Origin of the sequence: Wenxinia marina DSM 24838, from assembly GCF_000379485.1 — a bacterium.
In the GTDB taxonomy this organism is placed as follows: Bacteria; Pseudomonadota; Alphaproteobacteria; order Rhodobacterales; family Rhodobacteraceae; genus Wenxinia; species Wenxinia marina.
Window position 1 is genome coordinate 1 of the sequence record NZ_KB902312.1, and the last position, 19,132, is coordinate 19,132.

General features: G+C 71.6%; 23 protein-coding genes and 1 pseudogene. 7 read left to right on the forward strand and 17 right to left on the reverse strand.

What is annotated here, in order from left to right:
* Nucleotides 1–607: 607 nt before the first annotated feature.
* The 9 genes from A37W_RS0115955 to A37W_RS22225 all read right to left on the reverse strand — a co-directional run bounded on the left by A37W_RS0115955 (nt 608) and on the right by A37W_RS22225 (nt 7,240).
* The gene (locus A37W_RS0115955) at nt 608–1,666 is read right to left on the reverse strand and encodes an LLM class flavin-dependent oxidoreductase (RefSeq protein ID WP_018304040.1); all 1,059 of its coding nucleotides are present in this window, start codon (nt 1,664–1,666) and stop codon (nt 608–610) included.
* Nucleotides 1,667–1,764: 98 nt separating this feature from the next.
* Nucleotides 1,765–2,256: an SRPBCC family protein gene (locus tag A37W_RS0115960; protein WP_018304041.1), complete on the reverse strand. Its 492-nt coding sequence runs from the start codon at nt 2,254–2,256 to the stop codon at nt 1,765–1,767.
* Nucleotides 2,243–2,599, reverse strand: a complete 357-nt coding sequence (locus tag A37W_RS0115965; RefSeq protein WP_018304042.1) for an ArsR/SmtB family transcription factor — start codon at nt 2,597–2,599, stop codon at nt 2,243–2,245. Before A37W_RS0115965 ends, A37W_RS0115960 begins: the two co-directional genes overlap by 14 nt.
* Before the next feature lie 50 nt (nt 2,600–2,649).
* Complete coding sequence (locus A37W_RS0115970; RefSeq protein WP_018304043.1) at nt 2,650–3,186, reverse strand: hypothetical protein; 537 nt, start codon at nt 3,184–3,186, stop codon at nt 2,650–2,652.
* Nucleotides 3,183–3,695 (reverse strand): hypothetical protein, encoded by a 513-nt coding sequence (locus A37W_RS0115975; RefSeq protein WP_018304044.1) that lies wholly within the window; start codon nt 3,693–3,695, stop codon nt 3,183–3,185. The genes A37W_RS0115970 and A37W_RS0115975 overlap by 4 nt, the downstream gene beginning before the upstream one ends.
* Nucleotides 3,692–4,966, reverse strand: a complete 1,275-nt coding sequence (locus tag A37W_RS0115980) for a bifunctional folylpolyglutamate synthase/dihydrofolate synthase (protein ID WP_018304045.1) — start codon at nt 4,964–4,966, stop codon at nt 3,692–3,694. Before A37W_RS0115980 ends, A37W_RS0115975 begins: the two co-directional genes overlap by 4 nt.
* Nucleotides 4,963–5,346, reverse strand: coding sequence for a hypothetical protein (locus A37W_RS22220; protein WP_018304046.1), 384 nt, complete (start codon nt 5,344–5,346; stop codon nt 4,963–4,965). Before A37W_RS22220 ends, A37W_RS0115980 begins: the two co-directional genes overlap by 4 nt.
* Before the next feature lie 3 nt (nt 5,347–5,349).
* Complete coding sequence (gene accD, locus A37W_RS0115990; protein WP_018304047.1) at nt 5,350–6,288, reverse strand: acetyl-CoA carboxylase, carboxyltransferase subunit beta; 939 nt, start codon at nt 6,286–6,288, stop codon at nt 5,350–5,352.
* A gap of 76 nt (nt 6,289–6,364) precedes the next feature.
* A complete protein-coding gene (locus A37W_RS22225) occupies nt 6,365–7,240 on the reverse strand; it encodes a CPBP family intramembrane glutamic endopeptidase (RefSeq protein ID WP_018304048.1) in 876 nt (291 codons plus the stop codon).
* Nucleotides 7,241–7,406: 166 nt separating this feature from the next.
* On the opposite strand from A37W_RS22225, the gene ilvD reads away from it, so the two are divergent.
* The 4 genes from ilvD to A37W_RS0116015 are packed head-to-tail and all read left to right on the forward strand — an operon-like array spanning nt 7,407 to nt 11,062.
* Complete coding sequence (gene ilvD / locus A37W_RS0116000; RefSeq protein WP_018304049.1) at nt 7,407–9,173, forward strand: dihydroxy-acid dehydratase; 1,767 nt, start codon at nt 7,407–7,409, stop codon at nt 9,171–9,173.
* Entirely contained in the window at nt 9,154–9,849 is a 696-nt protein-coding gene (locus A37W_RS22230; protein ID WP_018304050.1) for a hypothetical protein, read from the forward strand. Before ilvD ends, A37W_RS22230 begins: the two co-directional genes overlap by 20 nt.
* Before the next feature lie 51 nt (nt 9,850–9,900).
* The gene (locus A37W_RS0116010; RefSeq protein ID WP_018304051.1) at nt 9,901–10,674 is read left to right on the forward strand and encodes a DUF6478 family protein; all 774 of its coding nucleotides are present in this window, start codon (nt 9,901–9,903) and stop codon (nt 10,672–10,674) included.
* A 10-nt stretch (nt 10,675–10,684) separates the two neighbouring features.
* Nucleotides 10,685–11,062, forward strand: coding sequence for a hypothetical protein (locus A37W_RS0116015; RefSeq protein ID WP_018304052.1), 378 nt, complete (start codon nt 10,685–10,687; stop codon nt 11,060–11,062).
* Between the two features lie 205 nt (nt 11,063–11,267).
* Here A37W_RS0116015 and phbB read toward each other — a convergent pair whose 3' ends face one another.
* The 5 genes and pseudogenes from phbB to A37W_RS0116035 form a co-directional block, all read right to left on the reverse strand.
* Entirely contained in the window at nt 11,268–11,993 is a 726-nt protein-coding gene (gene phbB / locus A37W_RS0116020) for an acetoacetyl-CoA reductase (RefSeq protein WP_018304053.1), read from the reverse strand.
* 12 nt (nt 11,994–12,005) lie between these two features.
* Complete coding sequence (locus A37W_RS24410) at nt 12,006–12,233, reverse strand: hypothetical protein (protein ID WP_229665979.1); 228 nt, start codon at nt 12,231–12,233, stop codon at nt 12,006–12,008.
* Nucleotides 12,234–12,272: 39 nt separating this feature from the next.
* Nucleotides 12,273–12,818, reverse strand: a pseudogene (locus A37W_RS24675) (hypothetical protein); the annotation flags it as partial.
* Between the two features lie 62 nt (nt 12,819–12,880).
* Entirely contained in the window at nt 12,881–14,056 is a 1,176-nt protein-coding gene (locus A37W_RS0116030; protein ID WP_018304054.1) for an acetyl-CoA C-acetyltransferase, read from the reverse strand.
* Between the two features lie 108 nt (nt 14,057–14,164).
* Nucleotides 14,165–14,974 (reverse strand): EAL domain-containing protein, encoded by an 810-nt coding sequence (locus A37W_RS0116035; protein ID WP_018304055.1) that lies wholly within the window; start codon nt 14,972–14,974, stop codon nt 14,165–14,167.
* Between the two features lie 110 nt (nt 14,975–15,084).
* Here A37W_RS0116035 and A37W_RS0116040 point away from each other — a divergent pair, with 110 nt between their 5' ends.
* Complete coding sequence (locus tag A37W_RS0116040) at nt 15,085–15,657, forward strand: DNA-3-methyladenine glycosylase I (RefSeq protein WP_018304056.1); 573 nt, start codon at nt 15,085–15,087, stop codon at nt 15,655–15,657.
* Between the two features lie 308 nt (nt 15,658–15,965).
* On the opposite strand, the gene A37W_RS0116045 is transcribed toward A37W_RS0116040, so the two are convergent.
* From A37W_RS0116045 to pgsA, 3 genes are read right to left on the reverse strand one after another with little or no spacing between them, the layout of a single operon-like run.
* Nucleotides 15,966–16,406, reverse strand: coding sequence for a molybdenum cofactor biosynthesis protein MoaE (locus A37W_RS0116045; protein ID WP_018304057.1), 441 nt, complete (start codon nt 16,404–16,406; stop codon nt 15,966–15,968).
* The gene (gene moaD, locus A37W_RS0116050; RefSeq protein WP_018304058.1) at nt 16,406–16,654 is read right to left on the reverse strand and encodes a molybdopterin converting factor subunit 1; all 249 of its coding nucleotides are present in this window, start codon (nt 16,652–16,654) and stop codon (nt 16,406–16,408) included. Before moaD ends, A37W_RS0116045 begins: the two co-directional genes overlap by 1 nt.
* Complete coding sequence (gene pgsA, locus A37W_RS0116055) at nt 16,651–17,271, reverse strand: CDP-diacylglycerol--glycerol-3-phosphate 3-phosphatidyltransferase (RefSeq protein ID WP_026198552.1); 621 nt, start codon at nt 17,269–17,271, stop codon at nt 16,651–16,653. Before pgsA ends, moaD begins: the two co-directional genes overlap by 4 nt.
* Before the next feature lie 146 nt (nt 17,272–17,417).
* On the opposite strand from pgsA, the gene A37W_RS0116060 reads away from it, so the two are divergent.
* Nucleotides 17,418–18,371, forward strand: coding sequence for an ABC transporter ATP-binding protein (locus A37W_RS0116060; RefSeq protein WP_018304060.1), 954 nt, complete (start codon nt 17,418–17,420; stop codon nt 18,369–18,371).
* On the forward strand, nt 18,368–19,129 hold the full coding sequence (locus A37W_RS0116065; protein WP_018304061.1) for an ABC transporter permease: 762 nt from the start codon (nt 18,368–18,370) through the stop codon (nt 19,127–19,129). The genes A37W_RS0116060 and A37W_RS0116065 overlap by 4 nt, the downstream gene beginning before the upstream one ends.
* Nucleotides 19,130–19,132 lie beyond the last annotated feature (3 nt).

Below are 19,132 nucleotides of genomic sequence, written 5' to 3' on the forward strand. Positions count from 1 at the left end.
CCCCGCCGCTCGCCTCGAACACCACCAGCCGGCCCTCCCGCCTCGCCATCCTCGCGAAGGAGCGAAGGACCTTGGGCTCGGTGGCCAGACGGGCCGGTCCGGTCTGCGGATGATGCACGTCGATCCACCGCTTCGAGACGTCGACGCCGATGCNCTCTTCTGTCATGATCTTCTCCTGTCCCTGTCGGTGCGGGGTCTGGTCACGCAGCCCCAAGCAACTGTTCAGGTTGACGATCCAAAGGCGGACGGCTCCCGCGCCGGCTCGCGGGCTCCAANCCCTGGGACCTCACGGGATGCCGTCCGCCACCAGCACATTGACATGATTTCGTTAGACAGGGACCTCCAACCATCGCGAGCGCGCGTTCCCGCGAGGCCCCGGGTCAGGCCCGGGGCGGGTGGCGCCAAGCGCAATGGAAAGGCGTCGGCTGCCCCGGGGGCGGCCAGACGCTGCCCAGCCGCCTGCGTGGCTCAGTCGGGCGGGTTTCGTCGCGGCCGGTCGCGCCCGCGACCCGCGTCCCGGGCTTGACCCGGGACCTCGCTCCACTAGGCGACCAAGCCCCTATCGAGCGAGGCCCCGGCTCAGGGCCGGGGCGACCCGATTCGATCCTTAGGCAACCGCTTCCGCCACCATCTCCCGCACCATCGGGATCACCTTCGTCCCGTACAGCTCGATGCAGCGCAGGTTCGCCTCGTGCGGCAGGGTGCCGTGGCTGTACTTCATGTCGAACCGCTGCGCCCCCAGAGTTGTCACCGTCGCCGCGATCTTCTTCGCGACCGTCTCGGGCGAGCCGACGTGCAGCGCACCGTGGGTCACCTCGCGCTCGAACTGCTCGCGGCTCATCGGCGACCAGCCGCGCTCGCGGCCGATGCGGTTCATCATGTCGCGGAAGTGCGGCCACACGACGTCCTTCGCCGCCTCGTCGGTATCGGCGACGAAGCCGGGGGAGTGCACGCCGAGCGGCTTCGCCGCCTGCCCGGTCTGCTCCCACGCCTCGCGGTACAGTTGCGCGAAGGGGCGGAACCGCGAGGGCGCGCCGCCGATGATCGCCAGCATCACCGGCAGGTCGTGCGCCACGGCGCGGACCACCGATTCGGGGCTGCCGCCGACGCCGATCCAGACCGGCAGGCCGGACTCCGGCAGGCGCGGGAAGACCGACTGGTTCTTGAGCGGCGCACGCGTGGTGCCCTGCCAGCTCACCTTCTTTTCCCGCAGGAGGCGGACGAAGAGGTCCAGCTTCTCCACGAACAGCTGCTCGTAGTCGGAGAGGTCGTAGCCGAACAACGGAAAGCTCTCGGTGAACGATCCGCGGCCCAGGATCACCTCGGCCCGCCCCTCGGAGAGCGCCGCGACCGTCGAGAACCGCTGGAACACGCGGACCGGGTCGTCGGAGGACAGCACCGTGACGGCGGAGCCGAGGCGGATGCGCGAGGTTCGCACCGCCAGCGCCGCCAGCATCGTCTCGGGCGTCGAGACGGCGAAGTCGGCGCGGTGATGCTCGCCCACGCCGAAGAAGTCGGCGCCGGTCTGGTCGGCGAGGATGCCCTCGGCCAGCACGTTGCGCAGCACCTGGTCGTCGGGCAGGGCGCGGCCGTCGGCGCCGTGGGTCACGTCGCCGAAGGTGTCGAGGCCGAGTTCGAGTCGGGTCGGGTGCAGGGTGTCGGGCATCGCGGGGTCTCCGTCTGGATGCCCCTAGCTAGGCGCGCCGGACGCCCCGGCCTAGCCCCCGCCGCGCACAGTCGCGGTGCGCGGCGGGACGGCAACGGTCAGGCGCTGGCCTGCTGCGAGGCCAGGAGGTCGTCCAGCGCCACGAACTGCTCGGGGAAGGCGCCGGTGCTGCCGTCCGTCAACGCGGCGTCGAGCGCCGCCTTCGACGGATAGAGGTCGTGCACGACGACCCGCGTCGCGCCGCCCGTCTCCTCGAAGGTCACCGTCGTGACCTGTCCGCCCTCGTCGCCCTCGGCGTTCGTCCAGACGAGACGCTGGCCCGGCACGACCTCGAGGTACTCGCCGAAGAACGCCATCGGCTGGTCGAAGTCGGGGTGGCCGAACTCGAACCGGTAGGTGCCGCCTTTCCGCACGTCCATCTCGCACGACAGGAACCGGATCCCGAACGAGGCGGGCGCCCACCAGCGCCGCATCAGCTCTGCCTTCGTCCAGGCCTCGTAGACGAGGCGGGCGGGGGCGTCGAAGGTGCGGGTCACGACCAGCTCTCGGTCGGAGGTGCGTTGGGTCGTCGTCTTGTCAGTCTCGGCCATCGGCCTTCTCCTGCTGCTTGAGATCCTCGATCACGTCGGCGAGTTCCTCGAACCGAGCCTCCCAGAGTCTCTGGTACCCGGCGAGCCACGCCGCCTCCTCCTCCAGCCCGCGCCCGCCGAGGCGGCAGGTCCGCACCCGTCCCACCTTCCGCGTCGACACAAGGCCCGCCTCCTCCAGCACCGCCACGTGCTTTTTGATGCCGGTCAGGGTCATGCCGAACCGGGCCGCAAGGTCGCTGACCGTGGCGTCGGCGCGGGAGAGCTGCTCCAGCACGCCGCGCCGGGTGGGGTCCGACAGGGCGGCGAAGGAGGCGTCGAGGCGGGAGGATGAATGCTGAACCATATGGTTCAGTGTCTAGCCTGCCGGAAGGTCATCCCGCAAGCACGATCTTCTCAGAGGGTCGCGGGGTCCCGCATGTCCGCCCGGGACAGCAGCTCCGGCATCCGGCACTCCGGCGTCACCGTCCCCGTCGTCGCCACGAGCGGCGTCGTGGGGTCGATGGAGCTGTCCGCGATCCACGCCCCGTCCAGGCAGACGTCCTGCGCGTAGTTGCCCGAGTTGAAGCCGAACCCCTCCGCGCCGCAATCGTCCACGTCGCCGTCGGCGTTCCAGCCCTGCGACGCGTCGCCCGGGAAGTTGCCGCCCGTCGGGAAGGTCAGCGTCGCCGGCACGAACCGCAGGTGCCACGTCGAGTCCGGCGCCCGCCCCTCGGCCGACCAGTGGCCGATGGGCGTGCCGTGCAGGTAGCCGGTGATCTCGAACGCGGTCACGTCCGCTTCCGTCACCATCGGCGCGACCATCAGCGCGTCGGGAAAGGCGATCCGCCCGGTCAGCGTGTAGCCCGACGCGCCCAGCCAGCAGAACTCGAACTCCGCCGCCCCGGCCGGCAGCGGCGCCAGCGCGAGGCAGAGGAGCGCGGCGCGGATCACCCCCGCGCTTTCGACATCAAGGGCGCGTTGTCGCAGGAGAGGGGATCGCGCGGCGCACCGTAGGTCAGCAGCGGCGTGTCCCAGGCGATGGTGCTGTCGGCGCGGAACACGCCATCGACGCAGACGTCCTGACCCGCGTTGCCGGCGTTGAAGCCGAAGCCGGGGTCGCCGCAATCGTCCACCATCCCGTTCGCGTTCCACGCCTGATACAGGCCGCTGTCGCCGCCGAGCAGGAAGCGCCCCTGCCGCGGCGCGTAGCTCAGCAGCCACGTCGTGTCGGCGGTGCGGTCCGACAGGTTCCAGGAGCCGAGGGGTTCGCCGTCGCGCCAGCCCTCGATCCGGAAGGCGGTCACGTCCGCCTCGGTCACGAGGTCGGCGGCGGCCAGCGAGTCGGGAAACGAGAACTCGCCCGTCATCGTGAACCCGCCCTCGCCACGCCAGCAGATGTACCGCGTCTCGGCGGCGGCGGGGGACGCCATCACCGCGAGGATGAGGAGAATCCGCGTCATCCGTTCACCCTCAGCACGTGGCCCGCGAGGTACAGCGAGCCGCAGATCAGGATGCGCGCCCGCGGATCCTCGGCCGTGAGCGTGTCGATCGCCGCCTCGACGCTGTCCGCGGTCTCGGCGCGGAAGCCGGCCTCCGTGGCGTGGCGGCAGGTTTCCTCCGCCGGGATCGTCGCCGCCTCGCCCGGGATCGACACCGCGATCAGGCGGTCCGCCACCTTCGCCATCGGCCGCAGGTAGCCGCCGATGTCCTTGGTGTTGAGCATCCCGCAGATGAGGTGCGTCGGCCGGTCCGACATCTGCGCCAGCGTCGCCGCCAGCACCTCGCCTGCCGCGGGGTTGTGGCCGCCGTCCAGCCACAGCTCGGCCGGGCGGGCGCGGTCGGCCAGCGCGCCTGCCCTGAGGTGCTGCATCCGCGCCGGCCACTCGGCCCGCGTCACCGCCGCCTCGCAGGCGGCGTCGTCCAGCCCGAGGTGCCGCAGCCCGGCCAGCGCGGCGCCGGCGTTGGTGATCTGGTGCGGCCCGGCGAGGACCGGCAGCGGCAGGTCCAGCAGGCCGCGTTCGTCCTGGAACACCAGCCGTCCGCGCTCCACGCCCACATGCCAGTGCTGCCCGTGGGCCAGCAGCGGCGCCCCCAGCCGCGCCGCCTTCGCCTCGATCACCTCCAGCGCCTCGTCGTGCTGCGGGCCGACGACGCAGGTCACGCCGCGCTTGAGGATGCCCGCCTTCTCGCCCGCGATCTCGCCCAGCGTCTCGCCCAGATACTGCTGGTGATCGAGGTCCACCGGCGTGATGACGGTCAGCGCCGGCCGGTCCACGACGTTGGTCGCATCCAGCCGCCCACCGAGGCCGACCTCCAAGAGGCACCAGTCGGCCGGCGTCTCGGCCATCGCCAGCAGCGCCGCGCAGGTGGTGATCTCGAAATAGGTGATCGGCTCGCCGCCGTTCGCCTCGTAGCAGCGGTCCAGCGCCTCGGTCAGCGCGGCCTCCGGGATCAGGTCGCCCGCGATCCGGATCCGCTCGTGGAACCGGGCGAGGTGGGGCGAGGTGTAGACGTGCACCCGTCCGCCCGCGGCCTCCAGCCCCGCCCGCATCATCGCGACGGTGGAGCCCTTGCCGTTGGTGCCTGCGACGTGGATCACCGGCGGCAGCCGCCGCTCGGGATGGTCCAGCCGCTCCAGCAGGCGCCACATCCGGTCGAGCGTCAGGTCGATGATCTTGGGGTGCAGCGTCATCATCCGCTGCAGGATCGCGTCCGAAGCCGTCCCGCTCATGCCGTCACCCGTGACCGGGCCAGCACCGCGGCCCCGAAGAGAAGATCCACCGACGCGCAGAAGGCCGGCCACCAGCCCGGCCCCGGCGGATCGGCCCGCAGCAGCGCGAGGTCGATCAGACCGTGCGCCACCAGCGCCCCGCCGAGGACGACGAGGCCGGCCCGCGACCCCCAGGCGGCGAGGGCCACGAAGATGACGAACAGGCCGAGATGCCGGCCGAGCGCGGCCCAGTCCCCCTCGGCGATGGCAAAGGCGGGATAGAACGCGGCGATGGCGACGACGGCCCAGGTCAGGCGGGTCCGCCGGCCGGGTCCGCGGGCGAGGGTCGAGAACAGCAGCGCCCCCACGACCAGCCCCGCGGCGACGGCGCCCGGCGACATGCCTCAGCCCTTGTCCGCGACCGCCTCGCCGTCCGCCGGCGTCCCCTGCGGCTCGGGCGTGGCGGGGGCCGGCAGGTCGGCGGCGACCGCGGGCGACTGCTTCAGCAGCATCCGCAGGATCGAGATCAGCTCGCCCCGCAGCTCCTTGCGGTGGGTCACCCGGTCCAGCATCCCGTGGTCCAGCAGGTACTCGGCGCGCTGGAACTCCTCGGGCAGCTTCTCGCGGATCGTCTGCTCGATCACCCGCGGGCCAGCGAAGCAGATCAGCGCCCCCGGCTCGGCGATCTGGACGTCGCCCAGCATCGCGTAGGACGCGGTGACGCCGCCGGTCGTGGGGTGCGTCAGGACCACGATGTAGGGCAGGCCCGCCTCCTTCACCATCTGCACGGCGACGGTGGTGCGCGGCATCTGCATCAGGCTGAGGATGCCCTCCTGCATCCGTGCGCCCCCGGCGGCGGAGAACAGGACCAGCGGCCGGCCCAGCGCCACCGCCCGCTCGGCCGCGGCGATGATCGCGTTGCCGACATACATCCCCATCGAGCCGGCCATGAACGAGAAGTCCTGCCCGGCCGCGACGATGGGCGTGCGCCCGATCTCGCCCTCGGCGACCAGCATCGCCTCGCGCTCGTCCGTGGTGCGGCGCGCCTCCTTGAGGCGGTCGGTGTACTTCTTGCTGTCGCGGAATTGCAGCGGATCGGCGATCGGCTCGGGCACCGCGACCTCGGTGAAGACGCCGCCGTCGAACAGCGCGGCGAAGCGCGCCCGGGGCGTGATCGCCATGTGGTGGCCGCAGTTGGTGCAGACGTTCAGGTTCTCCGCCAGCTCGCGGTGGAACAGCATGGTCTGGCACTTCTCGCACTTGGACCACAGGTTCTCGGGCACCTCGCGCCGGGCGAAGATCGACCCGATGCGGGGGCGGACGTAGTTGGTGATCCAGTTCATCGGGCGGGAGTCCCTCGGGCCGTGGCGTGGCCGTGGAGATAAGCCGCGGGACGCGCGAATGCAAACGGCGGCGCCCCTAGCGGCGCAGCGCGATCCGCCCCGACAGCCACAGGATCAGGACCGGCCATAGCGTGATCGCGAACGCGATCAGCAGGGCGAGCGGCGGCAGCCCGTACAGCAGGTCCGGCGGCCGCGCCGGCACCACGACGAGGGCGAGGCCCGACAGCGGCCCGCCCGTCTCGGCCACCAGTGACGCCATCAGCGCGTTGTTCAGGAAATGCAGCGCCCAAGCCGGCCCGATGGTCCCGGCCCGCGCGGTCAGGTCCGCGGCGGCGAGGCCGAAGACGAAGGTCCAGCCGACGTAGAACACCGCCGGCAGCCCCGGCTCGGCGTTGAACAGGTGAGAGGCCGCGAACAGGGCGCTCGGCGCGACCATCCAGACCAGCGGGCGGTCGGACAGGGCGCGCATCTGCTGCAGCAGGTAGCCGCGGTAGAACAGCTCCTCGACGCCGGTCTGCAGCACGAGGAGGGGCAGGGCGAGGCCCACGGCCCCCAGCCAGGGGAGGGGCGCCCGCAGCATCACCGCCTCGCCCATCGCGGCCGTTGTCGGCAGGACCAGCGCCAGCGCCATCGCCGGCAGCCCCACTGCCAGCGCCGCCCGCCCCTGCGCCAGCGCCAGCGGCGCCGGCCCGCACAGCGAGCCCAGCCCGCGCGCGTGCAGCCGCCGCAGCGCGACGGCCAGAACGCCGAGCGGGATCAGGAACAGCGCCAGCAGCCCCAGCGTGCCGCCGGCCCCGCCCGTCGCCCAGCCGGACGCGCCCAAGAGCACCCCGCCCGCGATATAGGTGCCCCAGACGGCGATCACGGTGACGGCGACCCGCCACGGATCGGTGCGCGGATGCGCGGGTTCGGAAAAGGCGCCCGCGGGGGCGTAGGGATCGGGGGACGTCATGGCGCACACAAAGCCTGCACGGCCTGCCGGGGCAAGGTGTGCGGCGCGCCACGGGCATGCCGGCCACGCCGCGCCGCCGGACCGTGTCCCCCGCGCCCCGCCGGACCTTGCCGCGACCGGGCCCGCTGGCTATCCCGAGGGGACTGACCTGACGGGAGGCGGGAGCATGAGCAGCAACCAGCGGTTCGACAAGGCGCGGCTGCCCAGCCGCCACGTGACCGAGGGGCCGGCCCGCGCGCCGCACCGGTCGTTCTTCTACGCGATGGGCCTCAGCGAGGACGAGATCAACGCCCCCTTCGTCGGCGTCGCCACCTGCTGGAACGAGGCCGCGCCCTGCAACATCTCGCTGAACCGGCAGGCGCAGGCGGCCAAGCTGGGGGTGAAGCGCGAGGGCGGCACCCCGCGCGAGTTCACGACGATCACCGTGACCGACGCGATCGCGATGGGCCACCACGGGATGCACGCCTCGCTCGCGTCGCGCGAGGCGATCGCCGACAGCGTCGAGCTGACGATGCGCGGCCATTGCTACGACGCGCTCGTCGGCCTCGCCGGCTGCGACAAGTCGCTGCCGGGGATGATGATGGCGATGGTGCGCCTCAACGTGCCGTCGGTGTTCCTGTACGGCGGCTCGATCCTGCCCGGCCGCGTCGCGCCGGGCGGCGGCGTGCCCGACGACTTCACCGACCGCGACCTCACCATCCAGGATCTGTTCGAGGCGGTCGGCCGGCACCAGGCCGGGACCATGCCCGACGCCGCCCTCGCCATCCTCGAGCGGCAGGCCTGCCCGTCGGCCGGCGCCTGCGGCGGCCAGTTCACCGCCAACACGATGGCCTGCGTGGCCGAGGCAATCGGCCTCGCCCTGCCGAATTCCTCCGGCGCGCCCGCGCCCTACCAGACCCGCGACCAGTATGCCGAGGAGTCGGGCGCCGCGGTCATGCGCCTGATCGAGAAGAACATCCGCGCCCGGGACATCGTCACCCGCAAGAGTCTGGAGAACGCCGCCCGCGTCGTCGCCTGCACCGGCGGCTCGACCAACGCCGGTCTGCACCTGCCGGCGATTGCCCACGAGGCGGGAATCGAGTTCGACCTGATGGACGTCTGCGACATCTTCCGCGACACGCCCTACTTCGTCAGCCTCAAGCCCGGCGGCGACTTCGTGGCGAAGGACCTGTACGACGTCGGCGGCGTGCCGGTGGTGATGAAGGAACTCCGCAAGGCCGGCCTCCTCCACGAGGACTGCGTCACCGCGACGGGCCGCTCCCTCGGCGAGGATCTCGACATGGTCACGCGCGAGGCGGACGGGCGGGTCATCCACCCCGTCGCGACCCCGCTGTCGCAGACCGGCGGCGTCGTCGGCCTGTCCGGCAACCTCGCCCCCGACGGCGCCATCGTGAAGGTCGCCGGGATGACTGAGGCAGAGCAGCGCTTCGTCGGCCCGGCACGGGTGTTCGAATGCGAGGAGGACGCGTTCGAGGCCGTGAAGGCCCGCGCCTACCGCGAGGGCGAGGTCATCGTGATCCGCAACGAGGGCCCCGCCGGCGGACCCGGCATGCGCGAGATGCTGGCGACGACCGCGGCCCTGTCGGGGCAGGGCGTCGGCAAGAAGGTCGCTCTCATCACCGACGGCCGGTTCTCGGGCGCGACCCGCGGCTTCTGTGTCGGCCATGTGGGCCCCGAGGCGGCCCACGGCGGGCCCATCGCGCTGATCCGCGACGGCGACGTCGTTACCATCGACGCCCGGACCGGCGAGCTGTCGGTCGACGTCGCGGACGAGGACATGGCGCAGCGGCGGGCCGACTGGGCCGGCCCGCGGCAGAACGAGTATGCGAGCGGGGCGCTTTGGAAATACGCCCGGCTCGTCGGCGGCGCACGGCAGGGCGCGGTCACCCATCCGGGCGCCGGGGCCGAGCGTCATGTCTACGTCGACCAGTAGGATCATCCTGGCGGCCGGCGCCGTCGCGGCGCTGGCGCTGTCGGGCTGCGGCGCCGTGCGGTCGCTGCCCTTCGCCGCCTCGGCCGGGCCGGGAGAGATCGCCCTCTACGGTGGTCGCCTTACAGTGGCGGGGGCGGAGGGCTACTGCCCGGACCGCGACGCGAGCCGTCCGGGCGAGGGCTTCGCCATCCTCGCGGCCTGCCCGCTGGTGGGCGGCGACGGGCCGATGCCGGCGACCGATGCCTTCGTCACCGTCCAGGCGGGCGCCCCCGGCAGCGCCGGCGTCGCCGGCAACGAGCCGGGCCTCGCGACGCTGCTGACCAGCCCCGAGGGGATCGCCCTCCTCTCCGCCAGCGGCAACCCGGACGCCGTGACGGTGACCGACGTGGAGCGGTCGGACGGCCTGGTCGCCGTGCGCTTCGCCGACGCGACGACGCGGCGGCCCGGCCTCGCGCCGACGGAGTGGCGCGCCTTCCTCGACCTGCAGGGCCGGCTCACCACCGTCAGCGTCAGGGGCTTCGACCGGGCGCCGCTGTCGCCCTCCGCCGGGGCCGCGCTGCTGCGCGAGACCGTCGCCGCGCTGCGCGCGGCCAACCCGGGTGCGGCCGGCGGGATGGACGCCGCCGCCGCGCCGCAGGTCGCCGTTTCCTTTTCGGATGCCGGCTGGCAGGAATAGGCGCAGGTGGCCGGACCGCCGGCCGGACCGCGATCAGGAGATTTGCAGCGAATGGCGCGCCGCGAACGGGGATATCTGGGGGCGTTCGTCGCGGCCGCCACGCTCCGCCGGTGGAGCCGCATCGCCCGGCGTGCCGAGACCGCGGACCTGTCGGATCTGCAGCGGCAGCGCGCCCGCGCCCGCGCCCTGAAGGCCCGCCTCGACGACGTGGTCGCGATCGCCGACTCGCGCCTCGCCCTGCCGCGCATCGGCTCCAGCGCCTTTCCGCGCCAGCCCGGCACCGACTGGTCCTGGCGACCCCGCCTCTGGCGCGGACCCTGGGGCCTGCGCGGAATGGCGGCGGCCGCAAGCGGCACCGCCATCGGCGACGGCGCGACCCTGTTCCACGATTGCAGCACGAGCGAACTGGCCCTGCGCCAGCTGCGCAACCGGCGCGAGGGGGATCTCGCCCCGTTCGCCCTGAAGATGGAGGTCTTCCGCTTCGACGGCTCGTTCCTGTCGCTGGTGCTGGAGCTGCCGCCCGCGGCCAGCGAGGGCCTGAAGCGCCGGCATCTCCTGCGAGTCGAGATGAGCGTCGAGGTCGAAAGATCGCTGAAGATCTTCCTGCGCCTGAACGTGAAGCACGGCCCCAACGTCGAGCAGCTGGTGCGCGAGCTGCCGCTGGGACAGGAGGAGACGTTCGTGGAATTCGACCTCGCCTACACCCGCCTCAACGAGAAGCGGACCGAGCGGATGTGGCTGGACCTGATCTTCGACGGGCCCGATATGAACCAGATCGTCCTGCGTGACGTGACCTTCGCCCGCTACCCGCGGGCCCAGCTGTGAGGGGCCGCCCATGTCCGCGACCACGCTGACAAGCACCCGCATCGTCGAAGGCGTCTGGGAAGGCGTCCTCACCCGCGTCGGCCAGGACGAGGGCGCCCCGGCCCTCGTCGTCAGCCACCTCGGCGAGGAGGTCGGCGGGCTCGAGGTGATCCCCGCCGGGCCGGGCGAATGGGCCCTGCGCCTGCCGATCCCGGCGCGCCTGATCTCGGACGGGGTGCAGACCTTCGTGATCCGCGAGGCGGACGGGGCGGGCGAGGTGCTGGAGAGTTTCGCCATCGTCGCCGGCGCGCCGCTGGCCGAGGATCTGCGGGCCGAGATCGACCTGCTGCGCGAAGAGCTCGACCTGCTGAAGCAGGCCTTCCGCCGGCACTGCGTCGAGACCGCCTGACGCCGTCCGGCGCTCGCGCTCCCGCGCATCGCCCCGCCCGCCGTCCCATCCGGGCGCTTTCGCCACCGGCCATTGGGGGCGGGTGCGACGGGTGCGCCTGTGCTGGGGAAGCGGTTCAGGGGCAGGTGTGCCCCTGAACGCGCCTCCTGTCAGCGTGATGCGATTCGGCGGAGCGGGCGCGGGCGGTCGCACCACCGCGCGCCGGTCAGGCCATGTACTGGCCGCCGTTCGCCGACAGGGTCGAGCCGGTGATGAACCCGGCCTGATCCGAGGCGAGGAACACTACCGCCCGCGCGATCTCGTCCGCCTCGCCGAGCCGGCCGACGGGAATCTGCGGCAGGATCACCTCGTTCATCACCTTCTCGGGGATGGTGCTCATCATCTCGGTGTTGATGTAGCCGGGGCAGATCGCGTTAACCGTGATCCCGGCACGCGCCCCCTCCTGCGCCAGCGCCTTGGTGAAGCCGATGTCGCCCGCCTTGGCCGCGGCGTAGTTGGCCTGCGCGAACTGGCCCTTCTGGCCGTTGATGGACGAGATGTTCACGACCCGGCCGAACTTGCGCTCGCGCATGCCGCCCCAGACGTTGTGGGTCATGTTGAACAGGCCCGAAAGATTGGTGTCGATCACCGCCGTCCAGTGGTCCGGCGTCATCTTGTGGAACGGCGCGTCCCGGGTGATGCCGGCGTTGTTCACCAGCACGTCGATCGGCCCGTTCTCGGCTTCGACCTGGCCCACGCCCTTGCGGCAATCGTCGTAGTTGGAGACGTCCCACTTGTACGTCTTGATCCCGGTCTCGGAGGTGAAGGCCTTCGCGGCCTCGTCGTTGCCGGCATAGGTCGCGGCGACGGCGTAGCCCTCTGCCTTCAGCGCCTTCGAGATGGCGGCGCCGATCCCGCGGCTCCCTCCGGTGACGAGTGCGACTCGGGGCATGATCTTCTCCTCCTACTGAAATCCGTTCTCTCTCAGGAACTGCCGGCCGTCCTCTTCCCCCGCCTCCCACGTCGCGCGGATCTTGCGCGGATCCGTGAAGTCGATCTTGTCGGCCGGCGTCTCCTCCCTCGGCTCAAGATAGAGCCGGCCGGGCTTTTCCTCCAAGCCATTGTAATGTCGGGTGAGAAGAATCAGCGTCCGGCCCTCGTCGGGGTCCGGCATCGGCGCCTGGTCGATCATCCCGCCGTCGATCACCGGGCGACCGTCCCAGGTCGGCGGGTCGAAGACCGGCGGAATGGCGGCTGCGGCGCAGATCAGGTCGACGAGCCGTCCCTCGCGCGCCGCCTGGTTGGCGTCGACGAGCGTGCGGCCGACGCCGAGGGTCTGGGCCCAGTCGAAATGCGGCCGGCCGCGGCGTGCAGTTCGGCTTCGTAGACGGCAGCGGCGAACGTGCCCGAGGCGCGGGGGTGGGTCTCCACCGGCGGACGACCGATCAGGATCTGCGCCGGCGGCCCGTCCGCCACCTGCCGCTGCGCCGCGGCGTCGAGGACCCGTGAGACCGCCTCGCGGTAGAGACGCTGGTGCGGCGTGATCCCGTCCGCCTCGGGCGTGTCCCAGGCGACGTTGCTGTCGGTGGTGTCGAAGAGGTCCGCCATCGCGTCCAGCATGTCCCGACCCCGCCGCGTGACAAACCCGGCGAGCGACATCGACCCGCCCGACACCCCGACGATGCGCGCGGGCCGCAGTCGATGACGTCCCGCACCACGTGCAGCCACCCGCCCTGCCAGAAGCAGCGGGTGCCGCCGCCCGACAGGACGAGCTGATCGAAGGACATCTCGTCGCGGTTCATCCCCACAGCGGCGGGACGCGCGGCCCCGCCCGCCCGGTCAGGGCCGCTCGAGGCACATGGCGACGCCCATGCCGCCGCCGATGCAGAGCGTCGCGAGGCCCTTCTTCGCGCCACGCCGCTTCATCTCGAACAACAGGGTGTTGAGGACGCGGGCGCCGGACGCGCCGATCGGGTGGCCGATGGCTATGGCGCCGCCGTTCACGTTCACGATCTCGGGGTCCCAGCCCATGTCCTTGTTCACCGCGCAGGCCTGCGCGGCGAAGGCCTCGTTCGCCTCGACGAGGTCGAGGTCGCCGACGCTCCAGCCCGCCTTCTCCAGCGCCTTGCGGCTGGCATGGATCGGGCCGACGCCCATGATCGCGGGGTCGAGGCCGGCGGTGGCGTAGCTGGCGATCCGCGCCAGCGGCTCGATCCCGCGGCGCTCGGCCTCCTCGGCCGACATCAGCAGCGCGCCGGCCGCGCCGTCGTTGATGCCGGAGGCGTTGCCGGCGGTGACGCTGCCGTCCCTGGCGAAGGCGGGGCGCAGTTTAGCCATGTTCTCGATCGTGGCGCCGTGGCGGATGTATTCGTCCTTGTCGACGACGGTGTCGCCCTTGCGGCCCTTGACCGTGAACGGGATCACCTCGTCGTCGAAGCGGCCGGCCTTCTGCGCCGCCTCGGCCTTGTTCTGGCTGGCGAGCGCGAACTCGTCCTGCTGATCGCGGGAGATCTGCCACTGCTCGGCCACGTTCTCGGCGGTCTGGCCCATGTGGTAGCCGTTGATGGCGTCCCACAGGCCGTCGCGGATCATCGTGTCGATGTAGGTGACGTCGCCCATCTTGTGCCCGGCGCGCAGGTGCGCGGCGTGTGGCGACAGGCTCATGCTCTCCTGCCCGCCGGCGGCGACGATGGCGGCGTCGCCCAGCATGATGTGCTGCGCGCCCAGCGCGACGGCGCGCAGGCCCGAGCCGCAGACCTGGTTGATGCCCCAGGCGGCGCTCTCCTTCGGCAGGCCGGCGTTGATGTGCGCCTGCCGGGCCGGGTTCTGGCCCTGGGCGGCGGTGAGGACCTGGCCGAGGATCGTTTCGGACACCTCGGACTTGTCGATGCCGGCGCGGGCGACGAGCGCCTCGAGCACGGCGGCGCCGAGGTCGTGGGCGGGCGTGCCGGCGAAGCTGCCGTTGAAGCTGCCCACGGCGGTGCGGGCGGCGGAGGCGATGACGACGTTGGTCATGGGGGTCCTCTCCGGGTCAGGGCGCGGGCCGGACATGGGCCCGCGGGCTCGGCCCCGGTTCTACGAAAGCCGCCGCGGGGGGGCAAACGGATTCCCCCGCGGCGGCGGTCAGGGGGAGAGGCGCGGCACGCCGACGTGGAAGCCCTGCAGGCAGTCGGCGGCTAGGTCCCTCGCGGCGTCGGCGGCGGCGACGCTCTCGATCCCCTGGACCACGGTGAACATCTCGAACTGGCGGGCGATCGACAGGAGCGCGGCGACGACGACCTGGTCGTCGGCCGAGGCGTCGAGGGTGCGGCCGAAGCGGCGGTCGACCTTCACCAGATCGAAGAGGAAGTCCTTCATGTGGGTGAGCGCGATCGCGCCCGCCCCGAAATCGTCGAGGGCGAAGGCCACGCCCTTCGGCTGCATCTCGGCCATGAAACGGACGGTGATCTCGGGCAGCAGCATCGCCGACGCCTCGGTCATCTCGAGGATGAGGCGGGGGGCGGCGTCGGCGTGGTCGGCGAGCCAGCGGTCCAGCACGCGCCGCCACGCGGCGTCTGCGAGCGAGCGGGCGGACATGTTGACCGACAGGCGCAGGCCGGGCCGGCGGGTCAGCAGGCGCAGCCCGGCGTCCAGGCTGGCGCAGTCGATCTCGCGCCCCAGCGCGCCGTCGGCGACGGTCGGCAGGAACTCCGCCGCGCGCAGGATGCGGCCGCCGTCGTCGAGCAGGCGGACCAGCCCCTCGTGAAAGGCGACGCGGCCGCCGTCCGCCGTGACGACCGGCTGCAGCGCGAGGCGCACGCGCCCCGCGGCGAGCGCGTCGCTGACGAGGGCCGGGACGTCCCGGTCGCGGCTGTCCATCGCGGCGGACAGCGGGTCGGGCGGGGGGTCGGGCGGCGGGTCCGCGAAGGTGGCGGGCAACTCGGTCGGCGTCATCGTCCCTCATCGGTCGCGCATCGGGCGGGACCATCGCGCGGGAGCCGCTAAGGTTGCGTCAACAGGGGGGATTTGCGACGAATCCGCATCGTTTGGCGAGGGAGGGGCGGATGGTCGGTCGGTGCGCCTGGGCGGGGGACGATCCGCTGTACGTTCAGTACCACGACACCGAATGGGGCGTGCCCGAGCGCGACGGCCGCGCGCTGTGGGAGAAGCTGATCCTCGACGGCTTCCAGGCCGGTCTCGCCTGGATCACCATCCTGCGCAAGCGCGACAACTTCCGCGCCGCCTTCGCCGGCTTCGACCCGGCGATCATCGCCGGCTGGGGCGAGGACGAGGTGACCCGCCTCCTCGCCGACCCCGGCATCGTCCGCCACCGCGGCAAGATCGAAGCGACGATCGGCAACGCGCGGGCATATCTCGACATCGAGGCGGCGGAGGGATTCGCGCCCTTCGTCTGGTCCTTCGTCGGCGGCGAGGTGTTGCAGACCGAGCGGGCGTCCCTTGCCGACGTGCCGGCGGAGACGTCGGAAAGCCGGGCCCTGTCGAAAGAGCTCAGGAAACGGGGGTTCCGGTTCTGCGGGCCGACGATCGTCTATGCGTGGATGCAGGCCTGCGGCCTCGTGAACGATCACGTCACGGGGTGCTTCCGCCACGACGAGGTGCGCCGGCTGGAGGTGTGAGGGCTCCGGCGGGAGGGCAGCGGATGGCCGCGGACAGCCGCGCCTGCCCTCTCGACGAGGCACTATCCATCTGCACCGCCGGGCGCTGATGTCGAGCGCCGTCGCTGGCGAAGCGGCTCGCCGGGGGGGGGCGGCCAGCCGCTGCCCGGGCGGCTTGCGCCGCTGTTCCGGGCGGAGCGGGGGGAATGTCGGGAGACGGCCTGAGCGCAGAATCGGACTGGCTTCTTAAGAGGAGTGGCCCCGGGTCGTGCCGGGGCGGCATGGGATCGGGGGCGGGCAAAGCGCCGGATAGCGAGCAGGAGGCTCGGCTACCAGCGGGTGAGGGCGTCCTCGTCGGCGTCCTTCGCCGCGACCCACTCCGCCCCGTCCGCCGTCACTTCCTTCTTCCAAAAGGGCGCGCGGCTCTTCAGCCAGTCCATCAGGAACTCCGCCGCAGCGAAGGCGTCGCCGCGGTGGGGCGCGGCGGTCAGGACCATCATGATCGTCTCGCCGGGCGCGAGCCGGCCGTGGCGGTGGATCACCCGCGCGGCGGTCAGGGAGAACCGCGCCATCGCGTCGTCGCGCATCGCGGCGATCGCCCGCTCGGTCATCCCGGGATAGTGCTCGATCTCCATGTGGGAGAGCCCGCCCGCCACGTCGCGCACCACGCCGGTGAAGCTGACGACGCCGCCCGCGCCCTCCGCCCCGGCGGTGAAGTCCTTGAGTTCCGCCCCCGCGTCGAAGGCCGCCTCGGTGACCAGGACGGACATCAGCCGCCCGTCATCGGCGGAAAGAACGCGACCTCGCGCACGCCGGCGAGGGGCGCGTCGAACGACGACAGCTCCTGGTCCAGCGCCACCCGCAGGGCGGAGGTGTCGGCGAAGGCGGCGGCGTAGCGATCCTCCCGCGCGCGCAGCTCGTCGACGAGGGCGGCGACGGTGGCGGCGGACGTCTCGACCCGCTCCTTCGGCAGGCCGATCCGCTCGCGCACCCAGGCGAAGTAGAGGACGTCGATCATTTCGGATCCTTCAGGTGCGGCAGCGACTTGCGGAAGTACTCCCATCCCGTGACCAGCGTCAGCCCGGCCGCGATCCACAGCAGCACGATGCCGACGAAGGTCGCCCAGCCGGCCGGCCCGTCCGACAGCCGCGCGAGGCCGCCGACGGTGGGTCCGCGCCCCCGCTCCAGGAAGTCGAGGCCGGTGCCGAGGAACAGGATGCCGATGGCGACCATCTGCGCCGTCGTCTTCCACTTCGCCAGCTTGGTCACCTTCAGCGTGCCGGCGGTGGCGCCCAGGAACTCGCGCAGGCCCGAGACGAACGTCTCGCGAAAGAAGATCAGCGTCGCGGGCAGCAGGATCCAGGGGTTCATCCCCGAGAGGCCCGTGATGACGAGCAGCGCGATCAGCACCATCGCCTTGTCGGCGATCGGGTCGAGCATCGCGCCGAACCGGCTCTCCTGCTTCCACAGGCGGGCGAGGTAGCCGTCGAACCAGTCGGTCGCGGCGGCGCCGATGAACAGCGCGAGCGCCAGCCAGTCGGCCCAGGGGCGGTTGAAGTACAGGAACATCACGGCCACGCCGGGCGCCGCGAGCAGGCGCAGGAGTGTCAGCGTGTTCGGGATGGTCCATGTCATGGCGACCGACATAAGGGGTTCGGCCGGCATGCGCCATATCGGGGGCGGACGCCGCCGGGCCGGCCGGAATCTCGCCCGCCGGGGTTGGCGGCGCCCGGCCGAGGGACTAACTGCTGCCGGACAATTTGCCGCAGGCCCCATTCTTCATGACAGACATCGTGACCGTCACCGACCTGGTGAAGCGCTACGACAACGGATTCGAGGCGCTCAAGGGCGTGAACCTCGGCATCCGCGAGGGCGAGATCCTCGCCCTTCTCGGCCCCAACGGCGCGGGCAAGACGACGCTGATCTCGGCCACCTGCGGCATCGTGCGGCCGACGTCGGGGACGATCACCGTCGGCGGGCACGACGTGGTCCGCGACGCGCGGGCGGCGCGCAAGCTGATCGGTCTGGTGCCGCAGGAGGTGGCGCTGGACGGATTCGAGACGGTAATGAACGTCTGCCGCTTCACCCGCGGCCTGTTCGGCAAGCCGCAGGACGACGCCTATATCGAGAGCGTGCTGACCCAGCTGTCGCTGTGGGACAAGCGCGACTCCAGGACGATGGCCCTCTCCGGCGGGATGAAGCGCCGGGTGCTGATCGCCAAGGCGCTGAGCCACCAGCCGCGCGTCCTGTTCCTCGACGAGCCGACCGCCGGCGTCGACGTCGAGCTGCGCAAGGGCATGTGGGAGACGGTGGCGCAGCTGAAGGCCGAGGGCGTCACGATCATCCTGACGACCCACTACATCGAGGAGGCCGAGGCGATCGCCGACCGCGTCGGCGTCATCGCGCGGGGCGAGATTCTTCTGGTCGAGGAGAAGGACCGCCTGATGAGCCAGATGGGCCGCAAGGAGCTGCGCATCACCCTGGCGCGTCCGGTGCAGACGGTGCCGGAGGCGCTGACGCGCTACGACCTCGAGATCGGGCCGGACGGCACGCTCGTCTACCGCTACGACGCGACCGGGCAGGCGACGGGGATCACGCAGCTCCTGTCGGAGCTCAAGGGCGTGGGCCTGACGATGACCGACCTGTCGACCCATCAGTCCAGTCTCGAGGAGATCTTCGTCGGCCTCGTCCACGACAAGGAGACCGAGGACCGGCAGGCGGAGGCCGCGCAATGAACCCGATCTCGATCTGGGCGATCTACGCGTTCGAGATGCGGCGCTTCTTCCGCACGTTCCTGCAGTCGATCGTCGCGCCGGTGATCTCGACCTCGCTCTATTTCGTGGTCTTCGGCTCCGCGATCGGCAGCCGGATCGACCAGGTCGAGGGGGTCGCCTACGGCGCCTTCATCGTGCCCGGGCTCATCATGCTGTCGGTGATGACGCAGGCCACGTCGAACGCCTCGTTTGCGATCTACTTCCCAAAGTTCGTCGGCACGATCTACGAGATCCTGTCTGCGCCGGTGAACTACCTGGAAATCGTCATCGGCTACGTCGGCGCGGCGGCGACGAAGTCGCTGTTCATCGGGACGGTGATCCTCGTCACCTCGTTCTTCTTCGTGGACATCACGATCCAGCACCCGGTCGCGATGGTGGCGTTCCTGATCCTGACCTGCCTGTCCTTCGCGCTGCTGGGCTTCATCATCGGCATCTGGGCCAAGAACTTCGAGCAGCTGAACCTGATTCCGCTGCTGATCATCACGCCGCTCGTGTTCCTCGGCGGGTCGTTCTACTCGGCCTCGATGCTGCCGCCGTTCTGGCAGGCGGTGACGCACTTCAACCCGGTCTTCTACCTGATCTCGGGCTTTCGCTGGGCGTTCTTCGGTCTGGCGGACGTGCCGGTGGGCGTGTCGCTGATGGCGATCGCGGTCTTTACCCTGATCTGCCTGACCGCGGTCTGGTGGATCTTCCGCACCGGCTGGCGGCTGAGGGAGTGAGCG